This window comes from Chelatococcus sp. CO-6 (assembly GCF_001271345.1).
Classification (GTDB): Bacteria; Pseudomonadota; Alphaproteobacteria; order Rhizobiales; family Beijerinckiaceae; genus Chelatococcus_A; species Chelatococcus_A caeni.
In genome coordinates this window covers 1,910,910-1,931,536 of sequence record NZ_CP012398.1, presented here as the reverse complement: position 1 = coordinate 1,931,536, position 20,627 = coordinate 1,910,910, and the positions used below count along the sequence as shown (strand labels likewise).

The window sequence follows — 20,627 nt, the reverse complement described above, 5'->3', positions numbered from 1 at the left end:
GGATGAGCAGCTTCGACGCTGTCGGGAGGACGATGATGGAGCTCGCTGCGGCCGACAAACGGGCCGGACTGGTAAAAGCCATTGACGAAGCGCTCGATTCGATGGGTGAGGTCTTGCCACCCGGCTTCGTCGATCTCCTGATCGGCCGCGCCGCCCTCGAGGATCTCGCCGGCTATCCCGTCGCAAGCCTCGCCGCCCTTGCCGTCGCATCCTACCGCCACCTGACCGAGCCGCGCCCGGCCGGCCGGCATGACGTGCGCCTCATCGACCACGAGATCGAGCACGACGGGCACCGCCGTGACATCACCGTGGTCGAGGTCATCAACGACAACATGCCGTTCCTCCTCGATTCGACGCTCGCCGAGATCGTCGATCAGGGATATGAGCCCTATCTCGTCACCCACCCGATCCTCGCCGTGGAGCGGGGGGAGGACGGCGCCTTCCTGCGCTTTGCCGGCGAGGCGGCGGCCGGGGCGCCGCGCGGCGCGCGGCGCGAGAGCCTCATCCACATCCACCTGCCGCGAATCGACGACGAAGCGGTGCGCCTGAGGCTCACCCAGGGGCTCGAGGCGGTCTATACCGACGTCGAGCGGGCGGTGCGCGACTGGAGCGCCATGCGCGGGCGCCTCGCGGGTGCCGCCGAGGCCTACAAGATCAACCCGCCGCCCCTGCCGGCGGAGGAAGTCGCGGAGGCGGTGCGCTTCCTCGAGTGGATCGCGGCGGACAATTTCACCATTCTCGGCGTCCGGGAATATGGCTTTGCCGGCGGCGACGCCGGCTCGGCGCCGATCGAGGGCACCGGGCTCGGCATCCTGCGCGATCCGGAGGTGCGCGTGCTGCGCCGCGGGCGCGAGCTCGTCGTCATGAGCCCCGAGATCACGGCCTTCCTCGCCCGGCCGGTGGCGCTCATCATCACCAAGGCGAATGTCAAGAGCCGGGTGCACCGCCGGGCCCATCTCGACTACATCGGCGTCAAGCTGTTCTCGGAAGAGGGCGAGCTCGCCGGCGAGCTGCGCATCGTCGGGCTGTTCACGGCCAATGCCTATACCGGCTCGACCCGCACCATCCCCTACCTCAGGCACAAGGTGGCGCAGGTCATCCAGCGCGCCGGCTTCGACCCGGCGAGCTATTCCGGCCGCGCGCTCATGCACGTCCTCGAGGACTATCCGCGCGACGAATTGTTCCAGGTCGACATCGAGACGCTCTACCGCTTCTCGCTCGACATCCTGCACCTGACCGAGCGCCCGCGCGTGCGCGCCCTCGCCCGGCTCGACGAATTCGACCGCTTCGTCTCCGTCCTCGTCTTCATCCCGAAGGAGCGCTACGACACGTCCGTGCGCCGGCGGGTGGGCGAGTTCCTCGCCGAGACCTACCAGGGGCGCGTCTCCGCCGCCTATCCGAGCTATCCGGAAGGCCCGTTGGCGCGCACGCACTACATCATCGGCCGCGACGAGGGCAAGACGCCGGACGTCAGCCGCGAAACCCTGGAAGCCGGCATCACGGCCATCGTGCGCACCTGGGCCGACGCTTTGCGCAGCGCACTCGAGAACACCGTCGGCGGCTACAAGGCGCGCGTCGCGGCCCAGCGCTATGCGGAGGCCTTCAGCGCCGCCTACCGCGAGGCCTTTTCCGGCGAGGCGGTGCTCAAGGACATCGGCATCCTCGAGCGGCTGTCCGACAAGCGGCCGCGGGCGGTCGACCTCTACCGGCGCGAGGGCGACGGCGAGGAGCGGGCCAACCTGAAGGTCTTCGCCCGCGGCGCCCCGATGCCGCTGTCGCAGCGCGTGCCGATGCTGGAGCGCTTCGGCTTCCGCGTCGTCAACGAGCGCACCTATCGCGTGCTGCCGGAAGGCGAGCCCAAGAGCGCGCAGGTGTGGCTGCACGACATGGCGCTGGAGCGCAGCGCCGGCGGGCCGATCGACATCGCCGGGCTCGAGCGCCCGCTGGAAGCCGCCCTCATGGCCGTCTTCCGCGACGGCGCCGAATCGGACGGCTTCAACGCGCTCGTTCTGGAGGCCGGGGCCAACTGGCGGGACGTCGCCATGCTGCGCGCCTTCGGCCGCTACATGCAGCAGATCGGCATCCCCTACGACCAGGACTACATCGCCGCCGCGCTCGCCCGCCAGCCGCAGATCGCGCTCGCACTCATCCGCCTGTTCTACGACCGCTTCGACCCGCGCGGCGAAGAGGCGTCGCGCGCCGAAGACTGCGCAGCCGAGCGCGCCAGGATCGAGGAGATGCTGGCCGCGGTCACGAGCCTCGACGACGACCGCATCCTGCGCCGCTTCGTCAATCTGATGGAAGCCGCGGTGCGCACCAGCTTCTTCCAGCTCGGGCCGGACGGGCAGACGCGCGACCCCATCGCCTTCAAGTTCGAATGCGCCCGCGTCGACGGCCTGCCGCTGCCGCGCCCGCTCTACGAGATCTTCGTCTACAGCCCGCGCGTCGAGGGCGTGCACCTGCGCTTCGGCAAGGTGGCGCGCGGCGGCCTGCGCTGGTCGGACCGGCCGCAGGACTTCCGCACCGAGGTGCTCGGGCTCGTCAAGGCGCAGCAGGTGAAGAACGCCGTCATCGTGCCCGTCGGCGCCAAGGGCGGCTTCGTGCCCAAGCGCCTGCCGCCGCCGGGCGACCGGCAGGCGTGGCTCGCCGAGGGCACCGAGGCCTACAAGATCTTCGTCGGCACGTTGCTCGACCTGACCGACAATCTCGACGGCGAAACCATCGTGCCGCCGGCCGACACCGTGCGCCATGACGGCGACGACCCCTATCTCGTCGTCGCCGCCGACAAGGGCACGGCCACCTTCTCCGACATCGCCAACGGTCTTTCCGAGGCTCATCACCATTGGCTGGGCGACGCCTTCGCCTCCGGCGGCAGCCACGGCTACGACCACAAGGGCATGGGCATCACCGCCCGCGGCGCTTGGGAAGCGGTGAAGCGCCACTTCCGCGAGATGGATATCGACATCCAGAGCGAGCCGGTGCGCGTCGTCGGCGTCGGCGACATGTCCGGCGACGTCTTCGGCAACGGCATGCTGCTGTCGCAGGCGTTGAAGGTGGTCGCCGCCTTCGACCACCGCGACATCTTCATCGATCCGGAGCCCGATCCGGCCACGTCCTGGGCCGAGCGCAAGCGGCTGTTCGACCTGCCGCGCTCGAGCTGGCAGGACTACGACAAGAGCCTGATCTCGGAGGGCGGCGGCGTCTTCTCGCGCTCGCTCAAGGCCATCCCGCTTTCGCCGCAGATGCGCGCGCTGCTCGATCTCGACAAGGAGAGCGCCACGCCGAACGAGGTGATGAACGCCATCCTCAAGGCGCGCGTCGACCTGCTCTGGTTCGGCGGCATCGGCACCTATGTGCGCTCGCAGGAGGAGGACAACGAAGACGTCGGCGACCGTGCCAACGATGCCATCCGCATCACGGGCGGCGAGATCCGCGCCCGCGTCGTCGGCGAGGGCGCCAATCTCGGCGCGACCCAGCGCGGGCGCATCGAGGCGGCGCGGCGGGGCGTCCGGCTCAACACCGACGCCATCGACAACTCGGCCGGCGTCAACACCTCGGACGTCGAGGTCAACATCAAGATCGCGCTCAGCCAGCCCGAGCGCGACGGCCGCCTGACAGGCGAGGCGCGCAACGCCCTCCTCGCCGAGATGACGGACGAGGTCGGGGCGCTCGTGCTGCGCAACAACTACCTGCAGACGCTCGCCCTATCGCTGGCCGAGCGGCACGGGGTGGGCGAGATCGGCTTTGCGCGCCGCCTGATGCAGGTGCTCGAACAGCACGGCCGGCTCGACCGCACGGTCGAGAACCTGCCGGACGATGCGAGCCTTGCCGAGCGCGAGCAGCGCGGCGAGGGCCTGACGCGGCCGGAGCTTGCCGTGCTCCTCGCCTATGCCAAGCTCGCCCTGCACGACGCCCTGCTCGACAGCAGCGTGCCGGACGAGCCCTATCTTGCCCGCGAGCTGGCGCGCTACATGCCGGGGCCGGTGCGCGAGCGCTTCCCCGATGCGGTGGAAGGCCACCGGCTGCGGCGCGAGATCATCGCGACGCAGCTCGCCAACGCCATCGTCAACCGCGGCGGGCCGACCATCGTCACGAAACTCGCCGACCAGACGGGCGCCGACGCGCCGGCCATCGCCACAGCCTACGCGGCGACGCGCGACGCCTTCGGCCTCACGGAGCTCAACGCGGCCATCGACGCCCTCGACGGCAAGGTCAGCGGGGCGCTGCAGCTCAGGCTCTACGGCGAGCTGCAGGACATGCTGATCGGCCAACTCGCCTGGTTCATCCGCAATGTCGACCTTGCCGGCGAGGATCTCGATGCCGTCGTCGCGCGCTACCGCGACGGGCTCGCGGAGATCGCGGCCTATCTCGACGCCATCCTGCCGGCCGCGACGCGGGAGGGCCTCAGGGAGCGCACCGAGGCGCTGGTGGCCCAAGGCGTGCCGGAGGAGCTCGCGGGACGCCTCGCGGCGCTGCCCGTGCTCGCGGAAGGCCCCGACATCGTCCGGGTCGCCACGCTCGCCGGCCGGCCGGTGCGCGACGTGGCCGCCACGCATTTCGCCGTGGAGGGCATCTTCCGGCTTGGGGCGCTCGCCGCCCAGGGGCGGGAGATCAAGGTGGCCGACTATTACGACCGTCTGGCGCTCGACCGGGCCATCGACGGCCTGTCCGACGCCCACCGCCGCCTGACGGCCGAGATCGTCGCCGACGGCTCCGGGCCGCAGGCCATCGAGGCGTGGGAGGAGCGCCGCGGCAGCGAGGTCACGCGCATCCGCAGCACCGTCGAGACCATCGCCGCCTCCGGGCTGACGCTGTCGAAGCTGACGGTGGCGGCGAGCCTGCTCGGCGATCTCGCCCGTGGCTGATGCGGGCCATGGCACCGGCGGCCCCGCGCCGCCGGTGTTCGACGCGGCCTTTCGCGCCCGCCTCGCGGAGCTCGTCGCCTGGCGGCGCGACGTGCGCCGTTTCCTCCCGACGCCCGTCGACAGGGACGCGATCAGCGCCCTCCTCGCGCTCGCCGCGCAGGCGCCGTCCGTCGGCAATGCGCAGCCGTGGCGCTTCGTCATGGTCGACGAACCGTCCCGGCGGGCGGCGGTGCGCACGAATTTCGAGCGCTGCAACGCCGAGGCCCTTTCGGACTATGCCGGCGAGCGGGCGCAGCTCTACACCCTGCTGAAGCTGGAAGGCCTCGCGGAAGCACCGGTGCACATCGCCGCCTTCTGCGACGAGGGGGCCGACACCGGTCACGGCCTCGGCCGGCGCACCATGCCGGAGACATTGCATTATTCCGTCGTCACCGCGATCCATACCTTCTGGCTCGCGGCGCGGGCAGCCGGGCTCGGCGTCGGCTGGATCTCGATCCTCGATCCCGGCGAGCTGACGGCGGCGCTCGACGTGCCGGCACACTGGCGCTTCATCGGCTATCTGTGCGTCGGCTATCCTTGCGAGGAACACCTCGATCCCGAACTCGTGCGCCACGGCTGGCAGGACCGGCTGGCGCCCGACAGCACCATCCTGGAGCGCTGATGACCGCCGTGACGACCGACGCGCCGCCTGAGCCGAGCCTTGCCGGGGCCTATCCGCCCCGGCGCTCGGTCGTCGCCTGGCTCTTCTTCGACTGGGCCTGCCAGCCCTTCTTCACGCTGATCACGACCTTCGTGTTCGCGCCCTATTTCGCCGCGCGCCTCGCCGCCAACCCGGCCGAGGGGCAGGCGCTGTGGGGCTATGCGACGGGCCTTGCGGGGCTCACCATCGCCCTTGCCTCCCCCGTCCTCGGGGCGATTGCCGATGCGAGCGGGCCGAAGAAGCCGTGGATCGCCGCCTTCGGCGCCATGATGGCGCTCGCCAGCGCGGCCCTGTGGTGGGCCGCGCCGGGCGTGCCCTTCGCCGTGCCGCTCGCCCTCGTCGCCTTCGCCATCGGCACGATCGGGGCGGAATTCGCGACGGTGTTCAACAATTCCATGATGCCGTGCCTCGTGCCGCCGGAGAAGCTCGGGCGCCTGTCCGGCACCGGCTGGGCCACCGGCTATGTCGGCGGGCTGATCTCGCTCGTCGTCACGCTCGGCTTCCTCGCCGCGAGCCCGGAGACCGGGCGCACGCTCCTGGGCCTCGTCCCGCTCTTCGGCCTCGATCCGGCGACCGCCGCAGGCGACCGGGCGGCGGGGCCGCTGACGGCGCTGTGGTTCGTCGTCTTCGTCATGCCCATGTTCCTGCTGACGCCGGACGTCCCGGCAACGGGAGCTTCGCTGCGCGAGGCGGCCGGGCGGGGCGTGCGCGCGCTCGCCGACACGATTGCCCATGCGAGGCGGCACGGCTCGGTCATGCGCTTCCTCCTCGCCAACATGGTCTACCAGGACGGGCTCGTGGCGCTGTTCGCCTTCGGCGGCATCTACGCGGCCGGCGTCTTCGGCTGGGGCACCATCGAGATCGGCATCTTCGGCATCCTGCTCACCATCACCGGCACCATCGGCGCCTTCGTCGGCGGGCGCCTCGACGACGCCATCGGCTCGAAGCCGGTCATCCTCGGCGCGCTCAGCGTCCTCATCGCCTGCTGCATCGGCATCCTGTCGCTGTCGAGCGACCGCATCCTCTTCATCGTGCCGGCGGAGCCGCCGCAGCCGGGCGACGGGCTCTATGCGAGCCTGCCGGAGAAGGTCTATCTCGGGCTCGGGCTCCTCATCGGGCTCGTGGCGGGACCCATGCAGGCGGCCTCGCGCAGCCTCCTCGTGCGCCTCGCGCCGGAAGGGCGCGCGGGCGAGTTCTTCGGCCTCTTCGCGCTGTCGGGCAAGGTCACGTCCTTCCTCGCGCCGACCATGGTCGCCATCGCCACGCAGGCGAGCGGCACGCAGACGGCGGGGCTCGCCGTGCTCGTCCTCTTCTTCGGTACGGGCGCCCTGATCCTCACCGGCGTCAACCAGCGGACGTAACCGGCCGTTCACCCTCGCGGCCGAAAGCCGTTTTCCGGCAAGAGCCTGTTCACCGCCGTGAGGCTTCAATCGCCACCGACGTTCGCGAGAAGACGAACAGGGTGGCGACGATGAAGATTGTGATGGCGGCGAGCGCGGCCTCGGTCGCGCTCGCCCTTCTGGCGGCGCCGGCAAAGAGCCGGGAGATCGTGTCCTTCTCCGGCTATGCGCCGGGCACGGTGGTGGTGCGCACCAAGGAGCGCCGGCTCTATTTCGTCGCCCGCGAGGGCGTCGCACTGCGCTATCCGGTCGCCGTCGGCAAGCCGGGCAAGCAATGGCGCGGCATCGCCCGTATCGACGGCAAATACGTCAGGCCGGCCTGGTCGCCGCCCGCCGAGGTCAAGCGCGACAACCCGCACCTGCCGGACGTCATCCCCGGCGGCGTGCCGCAGAACCCGATGGGTGAGCGGGCCCTGACGCTGACCGGCGACGAATACGCCATCCACGGCACCAACCGGCCCGATTCAATCGGGCGGTTCGCGTCCTACGGCTGCATCCGCATGCACAACGCCGATATCATCGACCTTTTCGAGCGCGTCGCCGTCGGCACGCCGGTGGTGGTGCTGCCATAGCATCGGGTGCCGGCGAAGCGCCCGGCGCAGGCCGACGCTCCCCGTCCCGTTCCGTCCCCTCCACCGTCATGCCCGCGCTTGTCGCGGGCATCCGCGCGGTGACGCTGGAGCGGAGTCGAAAGGCGTGGATGGCCGGGACAAGCCCGGCCATGACGGGAGGGGAGGTCGTGCTCCGCGCCCGGCCCGGCACCGGCACGCCGTTGCCCTGCCGTCATGCCCGCGCTCGTCGCGGGCATCCACGCCGTGATGCCGGCACCAGGCTGAAGGGCGTGGATGGCGGGACGAGCCCGGCCATGACGGGAGGAGAGGTTGTGCTCGGCCCCCAGCCCGACACCTGCACGCCGTTGCCCTGCCGTCATGCCCGCGCTCGTCGCGGGCATCCACGCCGGTGACGCCGGCGCCAGGCTGGAAGGCGTGGATGGCCGGGACGGGCCCGGCCAGGACGGGTGGGGAGGTCGTGCTCCGCCCCCAGCCCGACACCTGCACGCTGTTTCCCTGCGTCATGCCCGCGCTCGTCGCGGGCATCCACGCCGGTGACGCCGGCGCCAGGCTGAAAGGCGTGGATGGCCGGGACAAGCCCGGCCAGGACAGGTGGGGAGGTCGTGCTCGGCCCCCAGCCCGACACCTGCACGCCGTTTCCCTGCGTCATGCCCGCGCTCGTCGCGGGCATCCACGCCGGTGACGCCGGCGCCAGGCTGAAAGGCGTGGATGGCCGGGACGGGCCCGGCCAGGACGGGTGGGGAGGTCGTGCTCCGCGCCCGGCCCAACACCGGCACGCCGTTGCCCTGCCGTCATGCCCGCGCTCGTCGCGGGCATCCACGCGGTGACGCCGGCACCAGGCTGAAGGGCGTGGATGGCCGGGACGAGCCTGGCCAGGACGGGTGGGGAGGTCGCATTCCGCTCGCGCTCGATGCGTTCGGGCAACGAGTGCGCTTGCGGCAGCCTTACCGGTAAAGGTCCTCGCGCGTCGGGGGCAGGCCCGACGGGCCCTTGGCGCGGCGGGAGGCGAGCGTCTGGAAGATGCCGATGGTGCCGCGCTCGAAGCCGAGCGAGACGCCGGCAAGGTAGAGCAGCCACAGCCGCGTCTTCGCCGCCCCCACCTCGCGCTCGGCCGCCTCGCGGTTGGCGTAGAGGCGCTCGCACCAGAGCCGCGTCGTGCGCGCGTAGTGCTCGCGCCAGGCCTCGACGTCGTGCACCTCGAAGCCGTAGCGTTCGAGGCTCGTCACCGAGCCGCCGATGTGGTCGAGCTCCGAACCCGGGAAGATGTAGTTGACGATGGCGGCATACTCCGGCCGCTTCCGGCGGAAGGCGCGGGCCGACTTCTTGGCCGGGCGCGTGATGGCGTGGTTGAGCAGCAGACCGCGCGGGCGCAGGAGCTCGCGCATCCTGGTGAAATAGGCGCCGTGGTTGTCGAGCCCCACGTGCTCGAACATGCCGATGGAGGCGATCTTGTCGAAGCTGCCGGTGAGTTCGCGGTAATCCTTCAGCTCCACCGTCACCCGGTCCTGAAGGCCGAGGCGGGCGATCTTCTCCTTCGCGAAGGCGAGCTGCGCCTCGCTCAGCGTCACGCCGTGCGCCGTGACGCTGTAATGCTGCGCCGCGTGGCAGACGAGGCCGCCCCAGCCGCAGCCGATGTCGAGGAAGCGCTCGCCCTCCTTCAGCCGCAGCTTGCGGCAGATCATGTCGAGCTTGGCCTTCTGCGCCTCCTCGATGCCGGCGTCCCAGCGCGGGAAATAGGCGCAGGAATATTGCATCTCGGGATCGAGGAAGAGGCCGTAGAAGGCGTTCGACAGGTCGTAGTGGAACTGCACGAGGGCCTTGTTGTCGCGGCCGGCGGCGTCCTTGTCGACCTGGGCGCCCTGATAGGCATGGCTCCCGGCCGGCTTTTGCGCCCGGCCGAAGAGGAACGGCAGCAGGGAGCGAATGAGAAGCCCCTTGTCGAGCCGCTTCAGGAGGCCCTTGGTATTGGCCTCGCCGCGACGCGCCGCGACGTCGAGCAGGGTGCCGCCGTGCAGGTCGATGTCGCCGGCCGCCAGGAGCTCGACCAGCGTCGTCAGCCGGGGCGAGCGCACGAGGCGGGTCACGGCCTCCGGCGCCGCGATGGAGAAGACGAGATCGCCGTTCGCCTTGGGCCCGAGCGGGATCGTCTCACCGTTCCACAGCCTGACGGACAGGTCGGCGCCCAGCCTGTCACCGACGTGCCGCAGCAGCCGCCGCGCCGCATCGAGCCGCTTGTCCACCCCTTCAGCCTCGCGCGTCACCATGCCGTCCCCTCATCACCCGAGTCGGCGCACGTTATAGCCTTTGCGCGGAAAGTGAATCACGCTTCGCCGCCAGGACGAATTTTCAGAACGAATTTTCAGGGCAAGTTTTCAAGACGGATTTCCTGTGGCGGCGGGCTTGCCCCGCCCGGCGCAAACGCCGTAGTCTTGCGTCTCTCCCCCGACATTGCTCAACCCGGCGCGGCGCCGCCGTGGCGCGCGTGCGCGCCATTTCCCCTGTCATCCATGAGGACTGCCATGGCGAACGACGCCACCGATCGCTTCTTCGTGCTCACCGGCGGGCCCGGCGCCGGCAAGACGACCCTTCTTGCCGCGCTCGCGGCGGCGGGCCATACGGTCTCGCCCGAGGCCGGCCGCGCCATCATCCGCGACCAGCAAGCGATCGGCGGGCGGGCCCTGCCGTCCGTGGACCCGGCGCTCTACGCCGAGCTCATGCTGGCGCACGACCTCGCCGCCCATCGCCGCCATCTGAACGGGGATGGCCCGGTCTTCTTCGACCGTGGCATTCCCGACATCGCCGGCTATCTCGACCTCGTCGGCATCGCCCGGTCGTCGCATCTCGGCCGGGCCATCGCACGCTGCCGCTACAACCGGCGCGTCTTCATCTGCCCGCCCTGGCCGGAGATCTTCACGCAGGATGCCGAGCGGCGGCAGACGCTGGAGGAGGCGGAACGCACCCATGCCGCCATGGTCAGGACCTATGGCGAGGCGGGCTACGATCTCGTCACGGTGCCGCGGCTGCCGGTCGGGGATCGTGTCGCCTTCATCCACGCGTCGCTGGGGTGAGGCCCGGCGGGCGGCGCGTCTCCAGGGCCTCGCACCACGGCGCACGCCGCCCGCCGTCATAGGCGCGGGCGTGGCCGGCCTCGCGCATGAGCTGTCCCACGTCCCGCCAAGCAGCATCGGCGACCCGGGCGACGACGCGGCCGAAATACTTGTCCGGCCGGACCTCGGACAGGACGACCGCGCCATCGCCGACGAGACGCGCCAGAGCCTCGCGCGCTGCCGATGCCGCCTGCTTCTCGGCCGCGCACCGTCCGTCCACTTCGGGGGCGTCGATGCCGGCGAGGCGCACCCTGGTCACGATCTCCTGTCCCGGCCAGACCGCGACGCGCGCCTCGAGCGTGTCACCGTCGATGACGCGCACGACCTCGGCCTTGAAGGCGCCCGGCACGGCACCGGCCAGGTGCGGCCCCGCCTGCGCCGCTCCGGCGGCGACGGTCTCGTTTGGCCCCCGCCCGGTGAGCGAAGCAGCACCGAGGCCGGCCGCAAAGGCGAGAAGGGGAAGAGGCGATGGGCATCTCATCCCCTTCTTATAATCCATCCCAAGGATTATGAGAATATCATCCTCTATATAGGCCGAATGTCAGACTGCGCATGAGTGCATGCACAGCCTGCACGACGCGGATAATGGTGGAGACGATCCAGCGCGGCGCACGCCGGGCAGGATTGGAGCCTGAAGGGCCCTCTCGCTTTCCACCGGAGGGGCCTCAGAAGCGGTAGGTGACGCCGGCGGCGACGAGCCACGGGTCGAGCTTCACCTTGCCGGTGACGAGGCCGACGTCCGGGATGTTCGCCTTGACCTTCGGCTCGAGGAAGATCTTCTTCACGTCGAGGTTCACGCCCCAGTGCCGGTCGATCATGACGTCGACGCCGGCCTGCAGCGCCAGGCCGAAGGTGTTCTCGACGCTGAGGCTGGAGAACACGCCGCGCGCCTTCTCATTGTAGAAGATCGTGTAGTTCACGCCGGCGCCGACATAGGGCTTGATGCGGTCGGTGAGGTCGACGTGATACTGCAGCGTCAGCGTCGGCGGCAGCAGCCACACCCGCCCGATCGGCCCGAGCCCGGCGATGGAGCCGCCCGCGCGGATGTTGTGCGGCGTGGTGCCGAGGATGAGCTCCACCGCGATGTTCTTGGTCAGGAAATAGGTGATATCGAGCTCGGGCACGACCGAGTTGCTGACCGACACCTTATCGCCGCCGATGCGCAGGCCGTTGAGCTTCAGCGACGACGATTCGTCCGGAATGACGCCGAGCGCACGCACGCGGATCATCCAGGGGCTCCAGTCGTCGAGCACGGGGGCGCCCGGCGCGGGGGCCGGGCGCGGCAGATCGGCAGCGCCGGCCGAAAAGGCCGACAGGATGGCGGTCCCGGCGATGAAAACGGTCGACAGAATGCGCGTGGAAAAGAAGCGTGTCATGGCAGCCCCGGACGACAGGCGGGGCCACAACGACCCCGCTTCGGCCGGCAATCTGCGCCCGCACCCCGGCGGCCAATTTGAGCTGCATCAATCAAGGCCGCCAGCTACATCGCAGACCGGCGCCTGTTGCTGCAACGCAACAATCGTAGCGGGAGACTATGCGTGCCGCCTCAGAAGTCCGTGGCGATGCCCCTGCGCTCCCAATCGCTGTAGCGCACCGGCTCCGGCCCGTCGCGGCCGTTGACCTCGCGCTGCCGCGTCAGGTCGCGCGTGCGGGCGTCGATCTCGGACCGACGCGCCGCCGCCTCCTCCAGCGCCCGGCGCGCAGCCGGGCTCAGGGCCTTGCCGGGCGCCGCCCCGGGAAGGGTGTCGCTCGCCGGTTCCCCGGCCGGCTTCGTCGTTTCCATCGCCATTCTCCACGCGATCGCGGCGGCGCCTGCGCCGCATGTCCTGCGGCGTCCTCTTGCGGCGCCGGCCGCCCTCCCCCCACATATAGGGGGATTTCGGCGATTGGCACCGGCAAATCGGCGACGCCGGTGCCGGACGGAGGGAAAGGATGAACTACTTCAAAACCGGCCTGCTGCTGGCGGCGCTCACGGCGCTGTTCGGCGTCGTCGGTTTTCTCATCGGCGGCACGGGCGGCATGCTCGTCGCGCTCGGCCTCGCCGCGGCGATGAACATCTTCAGCTACTGGAACTCGGACCGCCTGGCGCTCGCCGCCCATGGCGCGCAGGAGGTCGACGAGCGCACGGCGCCCGAGCTCGTGCGCATGGTGCGGGAGCTCAGCCAGCGCGCCGGCCTGCCGATGCCGCGCGTCTACCTCATCGACAATCCCCAGCCGAATGCCTTCGCCACCGGCCGCAACCCGGAGAATGCCGCCGTGGCGGCGACGACCGGCATCCTGCGCACGCTCTCCTATGAGGAGCTGGCGGGCGTGATGGCGCACGAGCTCGCCCACATCAAGAACCACGACACGCTGACGATGACGATCACGGCGACCATCGCCGGCGCCATCTCGACCATCGCCCAGTTCGGCCTCTTCTTCGGCGGCGGCAACCGTAACAACGGCGGCGGCATCATCGGCACCATCCTGCTCGTCGTGCTCGCGCCCATCGCCGCGATGATCATTCAGATGGCCATCAGCCGCTCGCGCGAGTATGAAGCGGATCGAATCGGCGCCGAGATCTGCGGCAACCCGCTGTGGCTGGCGGGCGCGCTCGGCAAGATCGCCCGCGGCGTCGAGCACATCCCCAACGAGAGCGCCGAGAGCCATCCGGCCACCGCGCCGCTCTTCATCGTCAACCCGCTCAGCGGCCGCAACATGGACAACCTGTTCTCGACCCATCCGGCGACGGAGAACCGCATCGCCGCCCTCACCGACCTCGCCCGCCGCATGGGGCTGGGCTCGGCCGGCGGCTTCTCGCGCCCGGCGCCGACCGGCGGGGACGTGCCGCGCGGCCCGTGGGGCGGCGGCCAGCGGCCCCGCGGACCGTGGGGCTGAGCGCTGAAACCCGCCCGTCACCCCCGCAACGCGCGCACGAGGCCCGCCCAGCCGGCGGGCCTCGCCGCACGCGTCATCGCCGCCGAAGCGCTCGATGCGGTGCTGCGCCAGCGCGCGCCCCTCGACGAGACGCTGGAGCGGCTCGCCGCGCGCCACGAGGAGGCCGGGCCGCGCGACCGGGCGCTCGCTCGCGCCATCGCCACCGTCGCCTTGAGGCGCCTCGGCACCATCCGCCTCGGCCTCAAGCGCTTCCTCGAACGCGGCCTGCCGCGCAATGCCGGGCTTCTCGAGGCGATCCTCATCGGCGGTGCAGCGCAGCTCCTTTTCCTCGACGTGCCCGACCATGCGGCGGTCGACCTCGCCGTGCGCCAGGCGCGGGCGGACAAGCGCGCCTTCCCCTATGCCAAGCTCGTCAACGCCGTACTGAGGCGTGTGGCAGGCGCGCGGGCCGAGATCCTGGCGGCCGGCGAGGCGCCGCGCATCGATACGCCCGACTGGCTGCACCGCCGCTGGGTGGCGGCCTATGGCGAGGCGATTGCCGACGCCATCGCCGCCGCCAACCGCCACGAGGCCGCCGTCGACATCTCGGTCAAGGACGACCTCCCGGGCTGGGCCGAGACGCTCGGCGCCCACATCCTGCCCACCGGCTCGCTGCGCCTGCCGCAGCGCGTGCCCGTGCCGGACCTGCCGGGCTATGCCGAAGGGGCATGGTGGGTGCAGGACGCCGCCGCGGCCCTGCCGGCGCGGTTCATCGCCCCCAAGGCAGGCGAGCGCGTCATCGACCTCTGCGCCGCGCCGGGCGGCAAGACGGCGCAGCTCGCGGCCGCCGGTGCCTCGGTGCTCGCCGTGGACCGCTCGCCCGAGCGCCTGGAGCGGCTCGCCGGGAACATGCGGCGCCTGTCGCTTGCCGTCGAGGCCCTGGCCGCCGACGCGCTGGCCCTCGATGTGCCGCCGGCCGATGCCGTGCTGCTCGACGCGCCGTGCTCGGCGACCGGCACCCTGCGCCGCCACCCGGACGTCGCCTGGACCAAGCGCGAGGACGATATCGCCTCGCTCGCGCAGCTGCAGGCGCAGCTGATCGACAAGGCCGCAAGCCTCGTGCGGCCGGGCGGGCGGCTCGTCTACTGCACCTGCTCGCTCGAGCCGGAAGAGGGCGAGCGCCAGGTCGCGGCCTTCCTCGACCGCCATCGCGACTTCACGCGCGTGCCGGTCGCTGCGGAGGAGATCGGCGGGCTCGCGCAGTTCATCACCGCCGACGGCGACCTGCGTACCCTGCCGCACGCACTGCCCGGCGCGGAGCCGCGCCTGTCCGGCCTCGACGGCTTCTACGCCGCGCGGCTTGTGCGCGCCTCGTCGTGAAAAGCCGGCGGCAGCGGCAAGGGACCGTCAAAGGCCACGTGAGCGCGCACCGAAACGTTAACCATCCTGCAGTAATTTATGTGGGCTAAGTGTTGACGAAAGCGCAAGCGATGCACGCGGACAAGGCGGGAGCGATCGTGGCCGGAAGCGCCGATCGGTGGCGGCTCATGGGACTTGCCCTCGGCGAGCTCGCTCGGCGTGCGCGCAACCTCGCCACCGGCTCGTTGCGCGCCCTGCTGCAGCCCATGCGCCGGCAGGCGCCGAGCCGCCTCATCATCGCCCCGCAGGACCTGCGCACCACCGATCCGACCGTCGCGGGCGACATCTACGCCGGCTATTTCGCCTTCGCCGGCCGCGTCGTGCAGGCGCAGGGGCGCTCGCCCTTCGAGGCGGTGCCGCCGAGCCGGGCCTGGGCCGAGCAGCTCTACAGTTTCGGCTGGCTGCGCCACCTGCGGGCGGCCGATTCCGCCTTGGCCCGCGCCAATGCCCGCGCACTCGTCGATGACTTCCTCGCCGGCGGCCATGACCGGCGCGGCCTCGCGGCCGAGCCAGCCATCGTCGCACGACGGCTCATCGCCTTTCTCACCCAGTCGCCGCTGCTGCTCGAGGGCGCCGACCACGCCTTCTACCGGCGGCTGATGAAGGCGCTCGGCCGCTCGGTCAGCCAGTTGCAGCGGGCGCTCGCCGGCGGCGCGCGCGGCGAGGAGCGGCTGATGACGGCGGTGGCGCTCGCCTATGCGGGCCTGTGCCTCGATGGCTATGCCCGGCTGCATCGCGGCGCCAGCCGCACGCTCGCCGAGGAACTGTCGCGCCAGATCCTGCCCGACGGCGGCCATATCAGCCGCAACCCGCGCGTCCTGATCGACCTCCTCGCCGACCTGCTGCCGCTGCGCCAGACCTATGCGGCGCGCAGCGTCGAGCCGCCGGCGCCGCTCCTGCGCGCCATCGACCGCATGATGCCGATGCTGCGCCTGTTCCGGCACGGCGACGGCTCCATCGCCTTGTTCAACGGCATGGGCGGCACGGCGCCGGATCTCATCGCGACGCTGCTCGTCTATGACGATGCCCGCGCGCAGGGCATGGAGCACGCGCCGCACAGCGGCTACGAGCGGCTTCAGGCCGGTGGTACCGTCGTCATCGTCGACACCGGCCGCCCGCCGCCCGCAGCCTTCTCGGGCGAAGCGCATGCCGGCTGCCTCTCCTTCGAGCTGACGGCGGGCATCAGTCGCATCGTGGTCAATTGCGGCGCGCCGCGCGGCACGGGGCCGGTGCCGGTCGCCACGCGCTCCACCGCCGCCCATTCGACGGCGACGGTGCACGACGCCTCCTCCTGCCACTTCGCCGGTGCGGGCGACGACCTGTCGCTCGGCGCCCGCCTCGGCCGCTGGATCGGCGCGCCCATCCTCTCCGGCCCGCAGGACGTGCCGGTGTCGCGCAAGGGCGAGGACGGCGACGTCGTGCTCGTCGCCGCGCACGACGGCTATGTGCAGCGCTTCGGCATCGTGCACGAGCGCCGCCTGCGCCTTGCCGCCGGCGGCGAGCAGCTCGCGGGCGAGGACATCTTCATCCTCATCGACCCGACGCCGGGCATGACGGATGTCGCCGTCCGCTTCCACCTCCACCCCTCCGTGCGCGCCAGCCGCTTGCAGAGCGGGCAGGCGGTGATGCTGCTCCTGCCCGATGGCGAGGCCTGGACCTTCGAGGCCGAGCACGTGCCCCTCGCCATCGAGGAAAGCGTGTTCTTCGCCGCCCCGGACGGCACGCGCCGGACCGAGCAGATCGTGCTCTCGCTCGATGCGGCCGACACCCATGCGGTGCGCTGGTCCTTCCAGCGCATCGGGCGCCACAACAGCACGGGCGGACGGCGTTCGGCGACGCGTCCGGACGAGGAGCCGCTGCCTCTCGAGGGCATCTGAGGCCCTTCGCACCCGCATCGCGCGTTTTGTCGGCGGCGCATTCGTGCTAAGCGCCGGGGCGACGGCGCCGGCAGAGGGCTCTGCGGCCGGCTGCCGGGAGCCAGAATGCCGAAGGACATCGCGTAATGCCGAGTGAAGTCAGGCGCGTCACCCGCGCCCTCCTGTCCGTCTCCGACAAGACGGGCCTCGTCGAATTCGCCGCCGCGCTCGCGGCCCGGGGCATCGCCCTCGTCTCGACCGGGGGCACGCGCAAGACGCTCGTCGACGCCGGCCTCACCGTCGCCGATGTCTCGGACGTGACGGGCTTTCCCGAGATGATGGACGGGCGCGTCAAGACGCTGCACCCGGCCGTGCACGGCGGGCTTCTCGCCATCCGCGCCAATCCCGAGCATCAGGCGGCCATGCTCGCCCATGGCATCGGGCCCATCGACCTGCTCGTCGTCAACCTCTACCCCTTCGAGGCGACGGTGGCGAAGGGCGCCGCCTATGACGACTGCATCGAGAACATCGACATCGGCGGCCCGGCGATGATCCGCGCCGCCGCCAAGAACCACGACGACGTCGCCGTGGTCGTCGAGCCCGAGGACTATGCCGCGGTGCTGGCCGATCTCGAGGCGCATGACGGCGCGACGACCCTGACGCTGCGCCGCCGCCTGGCGCAGAAGGCCTACGCGCGCACCGCCGCCTACGATTCCGCCATCTCCAACTGGCTCGCCGGCCAGCTCGGCGAGACGGCGCCGGCCTTCCGGGCGCTCGGCGGCGCGCTGGCCGAGCCGATGCGCTACGGCGAGAACCCGCACCAGTGGGCCGCCTTCTACCGCACGCCGGAGCAGCGCCCCGGCGTCGCCACGGCACGCCAGCTGCAGGGCAAGCAGCTCTCCTACAACAACATCAACGACACCGACGCCGCCTTCGAATGCGTGGCCGAGTTCGACCCGGCCCGCACCGCCGCCGTCGTCATCGTCAAGCACGCGAACCCGTGCGGCGTCGCGGAGGGCGCGAACCTCCTCGACGCCTATGAGAAGGCCCTCGCCTGCGATCCCGTCTCCGCCTTCGGCGGCATCGTCGCCCTCAACCGCCGGCTCGATGCGGAAGCGGCGAGGAAAATCGTCGAGATCTTCACCGAGGTGATCATCGCCCCGGAGGCGAGCGAGGAGGCAGTCGCCATCGTCGCGGCGAAGAAGAATCTGCGCCTGCTCGTGACGGGCGGCCTGCCCGATCCGCGCGCCGGCGGGCTCGCCCTGCGCACGGTCGCGGGCGGCTTCCTCGCCCAAGCGCGCGACAGCGCCGTCGTCGACGACATGAGCCTCAAGGTGGTGACGAAGCGCGCCCCGACGGCGACCGAGCTCGCGGACCTCAAGTTCGCCTTCCGCGTCGCCAAGCACGTCAAGTCGAACGCCATCGTCTATGCCAAGGGCGGCGCCACGGTCGGCATCGGCGCCGGGCAGATGAGCCGCGTCGATTCCTCGCGCATCGCGGCCTGGAAGGCGGCGGAAGCGGCGAAGACGGCGGGCCTTCCCGAGACGCTGGCCAAGGGCTCGGTCGTCGCCTCCGACGCCTTCTTCCCCTTCGCCGACGGGCTCCTCGCCGCAGCCGAGGCCGGCGCCACGGCCGTCATCCAGCCCGGCGGCTCCATGCGCGACGACGAGGTGATCAAGGCCGCCGACGAGGCGGGCCTTGCCATGGTCTTCACCGGGCACCGCCACTTCCGGCACTGAGGCGGACCAGCCCTCTCCCCGCTTGCGGGAGAGGGCTCAGAGCTGCGGCAGCGGCCTCAGGCCGGCACGCGCTTGTTCTGCCGGTTGTGGATGAGATCGTCCACCACCGACGGGTCGGCCAGCGTCGAGGTGTCGCCGAGATTCGAGAACTCGTCCTCGGCGATCTTGCGCAGGATGCGGCGCATGATCTTGCCCGAGCGGGTCTTCGGCAGGTTCGGAGCGAACTGCACGAGGTCGGGCGAAGCGATCGGGCCGATTTCCTTGCGCACCCACTGGACGAGCTCCTTGCGCAGCTCCTCCGTCGGCTCCTCGCCCGCCATCAGCGTCACATAGGCGTAGATGCCCTGGCCCTTGATGTCGTGCGGATAGCCGACGACGGCGGCCTCCGACACCTTGGCGTGGGCTACGAGCGCCGATTCGACCTCGGCCGTGCCCATGCGGTGGCCGGAGACATTGATGACGTCGTCGACGCGGCCGGTGATCCAGTAATAGCCGTCGGCGTCGCGCCGGCAGCCGTCACCGGTGAAGTACTTGCCGGGATAGGTCGCGAAATAGGTATCCATGAAGCGCTGGTGGTCGCCGTAGACCGTGCGCATCTGGCCCGGCCAGGAATCGGCGATGCACAGGTTGCCCTCGGTCGCGCCCTCCAGCACCTTGCCCTCGGCATCGACGATCTCGGGCTTCACCCCGAAGAACGGCCGCGTGGCCGAGCCGGGCTTCAGCACGACGGCGCCGGGCAGCGGCGAGATCAGGATGCCGCCGGTCTCGGTCTGCCACCAAGTGTCGACGATGGGGCAGCGCCCGTCGCCGACCACCCGATAGTACCACTCCCAGGCCTCCGGATTGATCGGCTCGCCGACCGAGCCGAGCAGGCGCAGCGAGGCGCGCGAGGTCTTCTTCACCGGCTCGTCGCCGGCCTGCATCAGCGCGCGGATGGCGGTGGGCGCGGTGTAGAAAATATTGACCTGGTGCTTGTCGATCACGCGCCAGAAGCGGGAATTGTCCGGGTAGTTCGGCACGCCCTCGAACATGAGCGTCGTCGCGCCGTTGGCGAGCGGTCCGTAGAGGATGTAGCTGTGCCCGGTCACCCAGCCGACGTCGGCCGTGCACCAGAAGATGTCGCCGTCGTGATAGTCGAAGACGTACTGATGCGTCATCGACGCATAGACCAGATAGCCGCCCGTGGTGTGCAGCACGCCCTTCGGCTTGCCGGTGGAACCCGAGGTGTAGAGGATGAAGAGCGGATCCTCCGCCTCCATGGGCTCGCAGGGGCACTCGCTCGTCACCAGCGCGGCCGCCTCGTGGTACCAGACGTCGCGGCCCGGCTCCATGGCGACATCGGCGCCGGTGCGGCGCACGACGACGACGTGGTCGACGCCGCCCACCTTGGCGATGGCCGCGTCGACATTGGCCTTGAGCGGCACCTTGCGCCCGCCGCGCAGGCCCTCGTCCGCCGTGATGACGACCTTGGATGCGCAGTCCTCGATGCGGCCGGCGAGCGAATCGGGCGAGAAGCCGCCGAAGACGACGGAGTGGATGGCGCCGAGCCGCGCGCAGGCCAGCATGGCGAAGGCCGCCTCGGGGATCATCGGCATGTAGATGGTGACGCGGTCGCCCTTCTCGACGCCGCGGTTGCGCAGCACGTTGGCGAAGCGGCAGACCTCGTCGTGCAGCTCGCGATAGGTGATGAGGCGGGATTCGGACGGATCGTCGCCCTCCCAGATGATGGCCGTCTGGTCGCCGCGCGTCTCCAGATGCCGGTCGATGCAGTTGTAGGCGACGTTGGTGATGCCGTCCTCGAACCAGCGGATGGAGACCTCGCCCGGCGCGTAGGAGACGTTCTTGACCTTCTCGTAGGGCGTGAACCAGTCGATGCGCCGGCCGTGCTCGTCCCAGAACGCTTCGGGATCCCGAATCGAGGCCTCGTACATCTCCCTGTAGCGAGCCTCATCCACGTAGGCGCGCTTCGCCCAATCGGCCGGCACCTCGTAGACCTTCTCCTGCATGACGTCCTCCCGAAACCTCGGCCGGGCCTTCAGTCGGCACCGGTCCAAACGCAGCCTCCGACACGCCATCGGTACGGATGGCGGTCTGGAAACGATCGATCGGGCGG

General features: G+C 70.8%; 14 protein-coding genes. 9 read left to right on the top strand and 5 right to left on the bottom strand.

Translation table 11 applies throughout. From position 1 onward, the window contains the following. The first annotated feature begins 35 nt into the window (after positions 1-35). The 4 genes from AL346_RS09065 to AL346_RS09050 all read left to right on the top strand — a co-directional run bounded on the left by AL346_RS09065 (position 36) and on the right by AL346_RS09050 (position 7,537). Entirely contained in the window at positions 36-4,865 is a 4,830-nt protein-coding gene (locus AL346_RS09065; protein ID WP_371179634.1) for an NAD-glutamate dehydrogenase, read from the top strand. Then, positions 4,858-5,526 (top strand): 5,6-dimethylbenzimidazole synthase, encoded by a 669-nt coding sequence (gene bluB, locus AL346_RS09060; protein ID WP_019402362.1) that lies wholly within the window; start codon positions 4,858-4,860, stop codon positions 5,524-5,526. The genes AL346_RS09065 and bluB overlap by 8 nt, the downstream gene beginning before the upstream one ends. Further along, entirely contained in the window at positions 5,526-6,926 is a 1,401-nt protein-coding gene (locus AL346_RS09055) for an MFS transporter (protein WP_019402361.1), read from the top strand. The genes bluB and AL346_RS09055 overlap by 1 nt, the downstream gene beginning before the upstream one ends. A gap of 110 nt (positions 6,927-7,036) precedes the next feature. Next, a complete protein-coding gene (locus tag AL346_RS09050) occupies positions 7,037-7,537 on the top strand; it encodes a L,D-transpeptidase (RefSeq protein WP_019402360.1) in 501 nt (166 codons plus the stop codon). Positions 7,538-8,481: 944 nt separating this feature from the next. Here AL346_RS09050 and AL346_RS09045 read toward each other — a convergent pair. Then, positions 8,482-9,801, bottom strand: a complete 1,320-nt coding sequence (locus AL346_RS09045; protein ID WP_019402359.1) for a cyclopropane-fatty-acyl-phospholipid synthase family protein — start codon at positions 9,799-9,801, stop codon at positions 8,482-8,484. Between the two features lie 255 nt (positions 9,802-10,056). Here AL346_RS09045 and AL346_RS09040 point away from each other — a divergent pair, with 255 nt between their 5' ends. Next, positions 10,057-10,605, top strand: coding sequence for an AAA family ATPase (locus AL346_RS09040; RefSeq protein WP_019402358.1), 549 nt, complete (start codon positions 10,057-10,059; stop codon positions 10,603-10,605). Here AL346_RS09040 and AL346_RS09035 read toward each other — a convergent pair. The 3 genes from AL346_RS09035 to AL346_RS09025 all read right to left on the bottom strand — a co-directional run bounded on the left by AL346_RS09035 (position 10,583) and on the right by AL346_RS09025 (position 12,427). Next, entirely contained in the window at positions 10,583-11,125 is a 543-nt protein-coding gene (locus AL346_RS09035; RefSeq protein WP_082312615.1) for a thermonuclease family protein, read from the bottom strand. The genes AL346_RS09040 and AL346_RS09035 overlap by 23 nt on opposite strands. 184 nt (positions 11,126-11,309) lie before the next feature. After that, entirely contained in the window at positions 11,310-12,020 is a 711-nt protein-coding gene (locus AL346_RS09030) for an OmpW family protein (protein WP_019402356.1), read from the bottom strand. Between the two features lie 170 nt (positions 12,021-12,190). Next, positions 12,191-12,427 carry a DUF1674 domain-containing protein gene (locus AL346_RS09025; protein WP_019402355.1) on the bottom strand — a complete coding sequence of 79 codons (237 nt, stop codon included), beginning with the start codon at positions 12,425-12,427 and terminating at the stop codon, positions 12,191-12,193. Positions 12,428-12,576: 149 nt separating this feature from the next. Here AL346_RS09025 and htpX point away from each other — a divergent pair, with 149 nt between their 5' ends. From htpX to purH, 4 genes are all read left to right on the top strand, one after another. After that, complete coding sequence (gene htpX, locus AL346_RS09020) at positions 12,577-13,521, top strand: zinc metalloprotease HtpX (protein WP_053193552.1); 945 nt, start codon at positions 12,577-12,579, stop codon at positions 13,519-13,521. Between the two features lie 3 nt (positions 13,522-13,524). Further along, positions 13,525-14,880 carry an RsmB/NOP family class I SAM-dependent RNA methyltransferase gene (locus AL346_RS09015; RefSeq protein WP_053193549.1) on the top strand — a complete coding sequence of 452 codons (1,356 nt, stop codon included), beginning with the start codon at positions 13,525-13,527 and terminating at the stop codon, positions 14,878-14,880. Positions 14,881-15,047: 167 nt separating this feature from the next. Continuing rightward, on the top strand, positions 15,048-16,796 hold the full coding sequence (locus AL346_RS09010) for a heparinase II/III family protein (RefSeq protein ID WP_245258874.1): 1,749 nt from the start codon (positions 15,048-15,050) through the stop codon (positions 16,794-16,796). Positions 16,797-16,921: 125 nt separating this feature from the next. Beyond that, positions 16,922-18,514, top strand: a complete 1,593-nt coding sequence (purH, locus tag AL346_RS09005; protein WP_019401715.1) for a bifunctional phosphoribosylaminoimidazolecarboxamide formyltransferase/IMP cyclohydrolase — start codon at positions 16,922-16,924, stop codon at positions 18,512-18,514. A 56-nt stretch (positions 18,515-18,570) separates the two neighbouring features. On the opposite strand, the gene acs is transcribed toward purH, so the two are convergent. Further along, positions 18,571-20,520 carry an acetate--CoA ligase gene (acs, locus tag AL346_RS09000; RefSeq protein ID WP_019401714.1) on the bottom strand — a complete coding sequence of 650 codons (1,950 nt, stop codon included), beginning with the start codon at positions 20,518-20,520 and terminating at the stop codon, positions 18,571-18,573. Between the last annotated feature and the right edge of the window lie 107 nt (positions 20,521-20,627).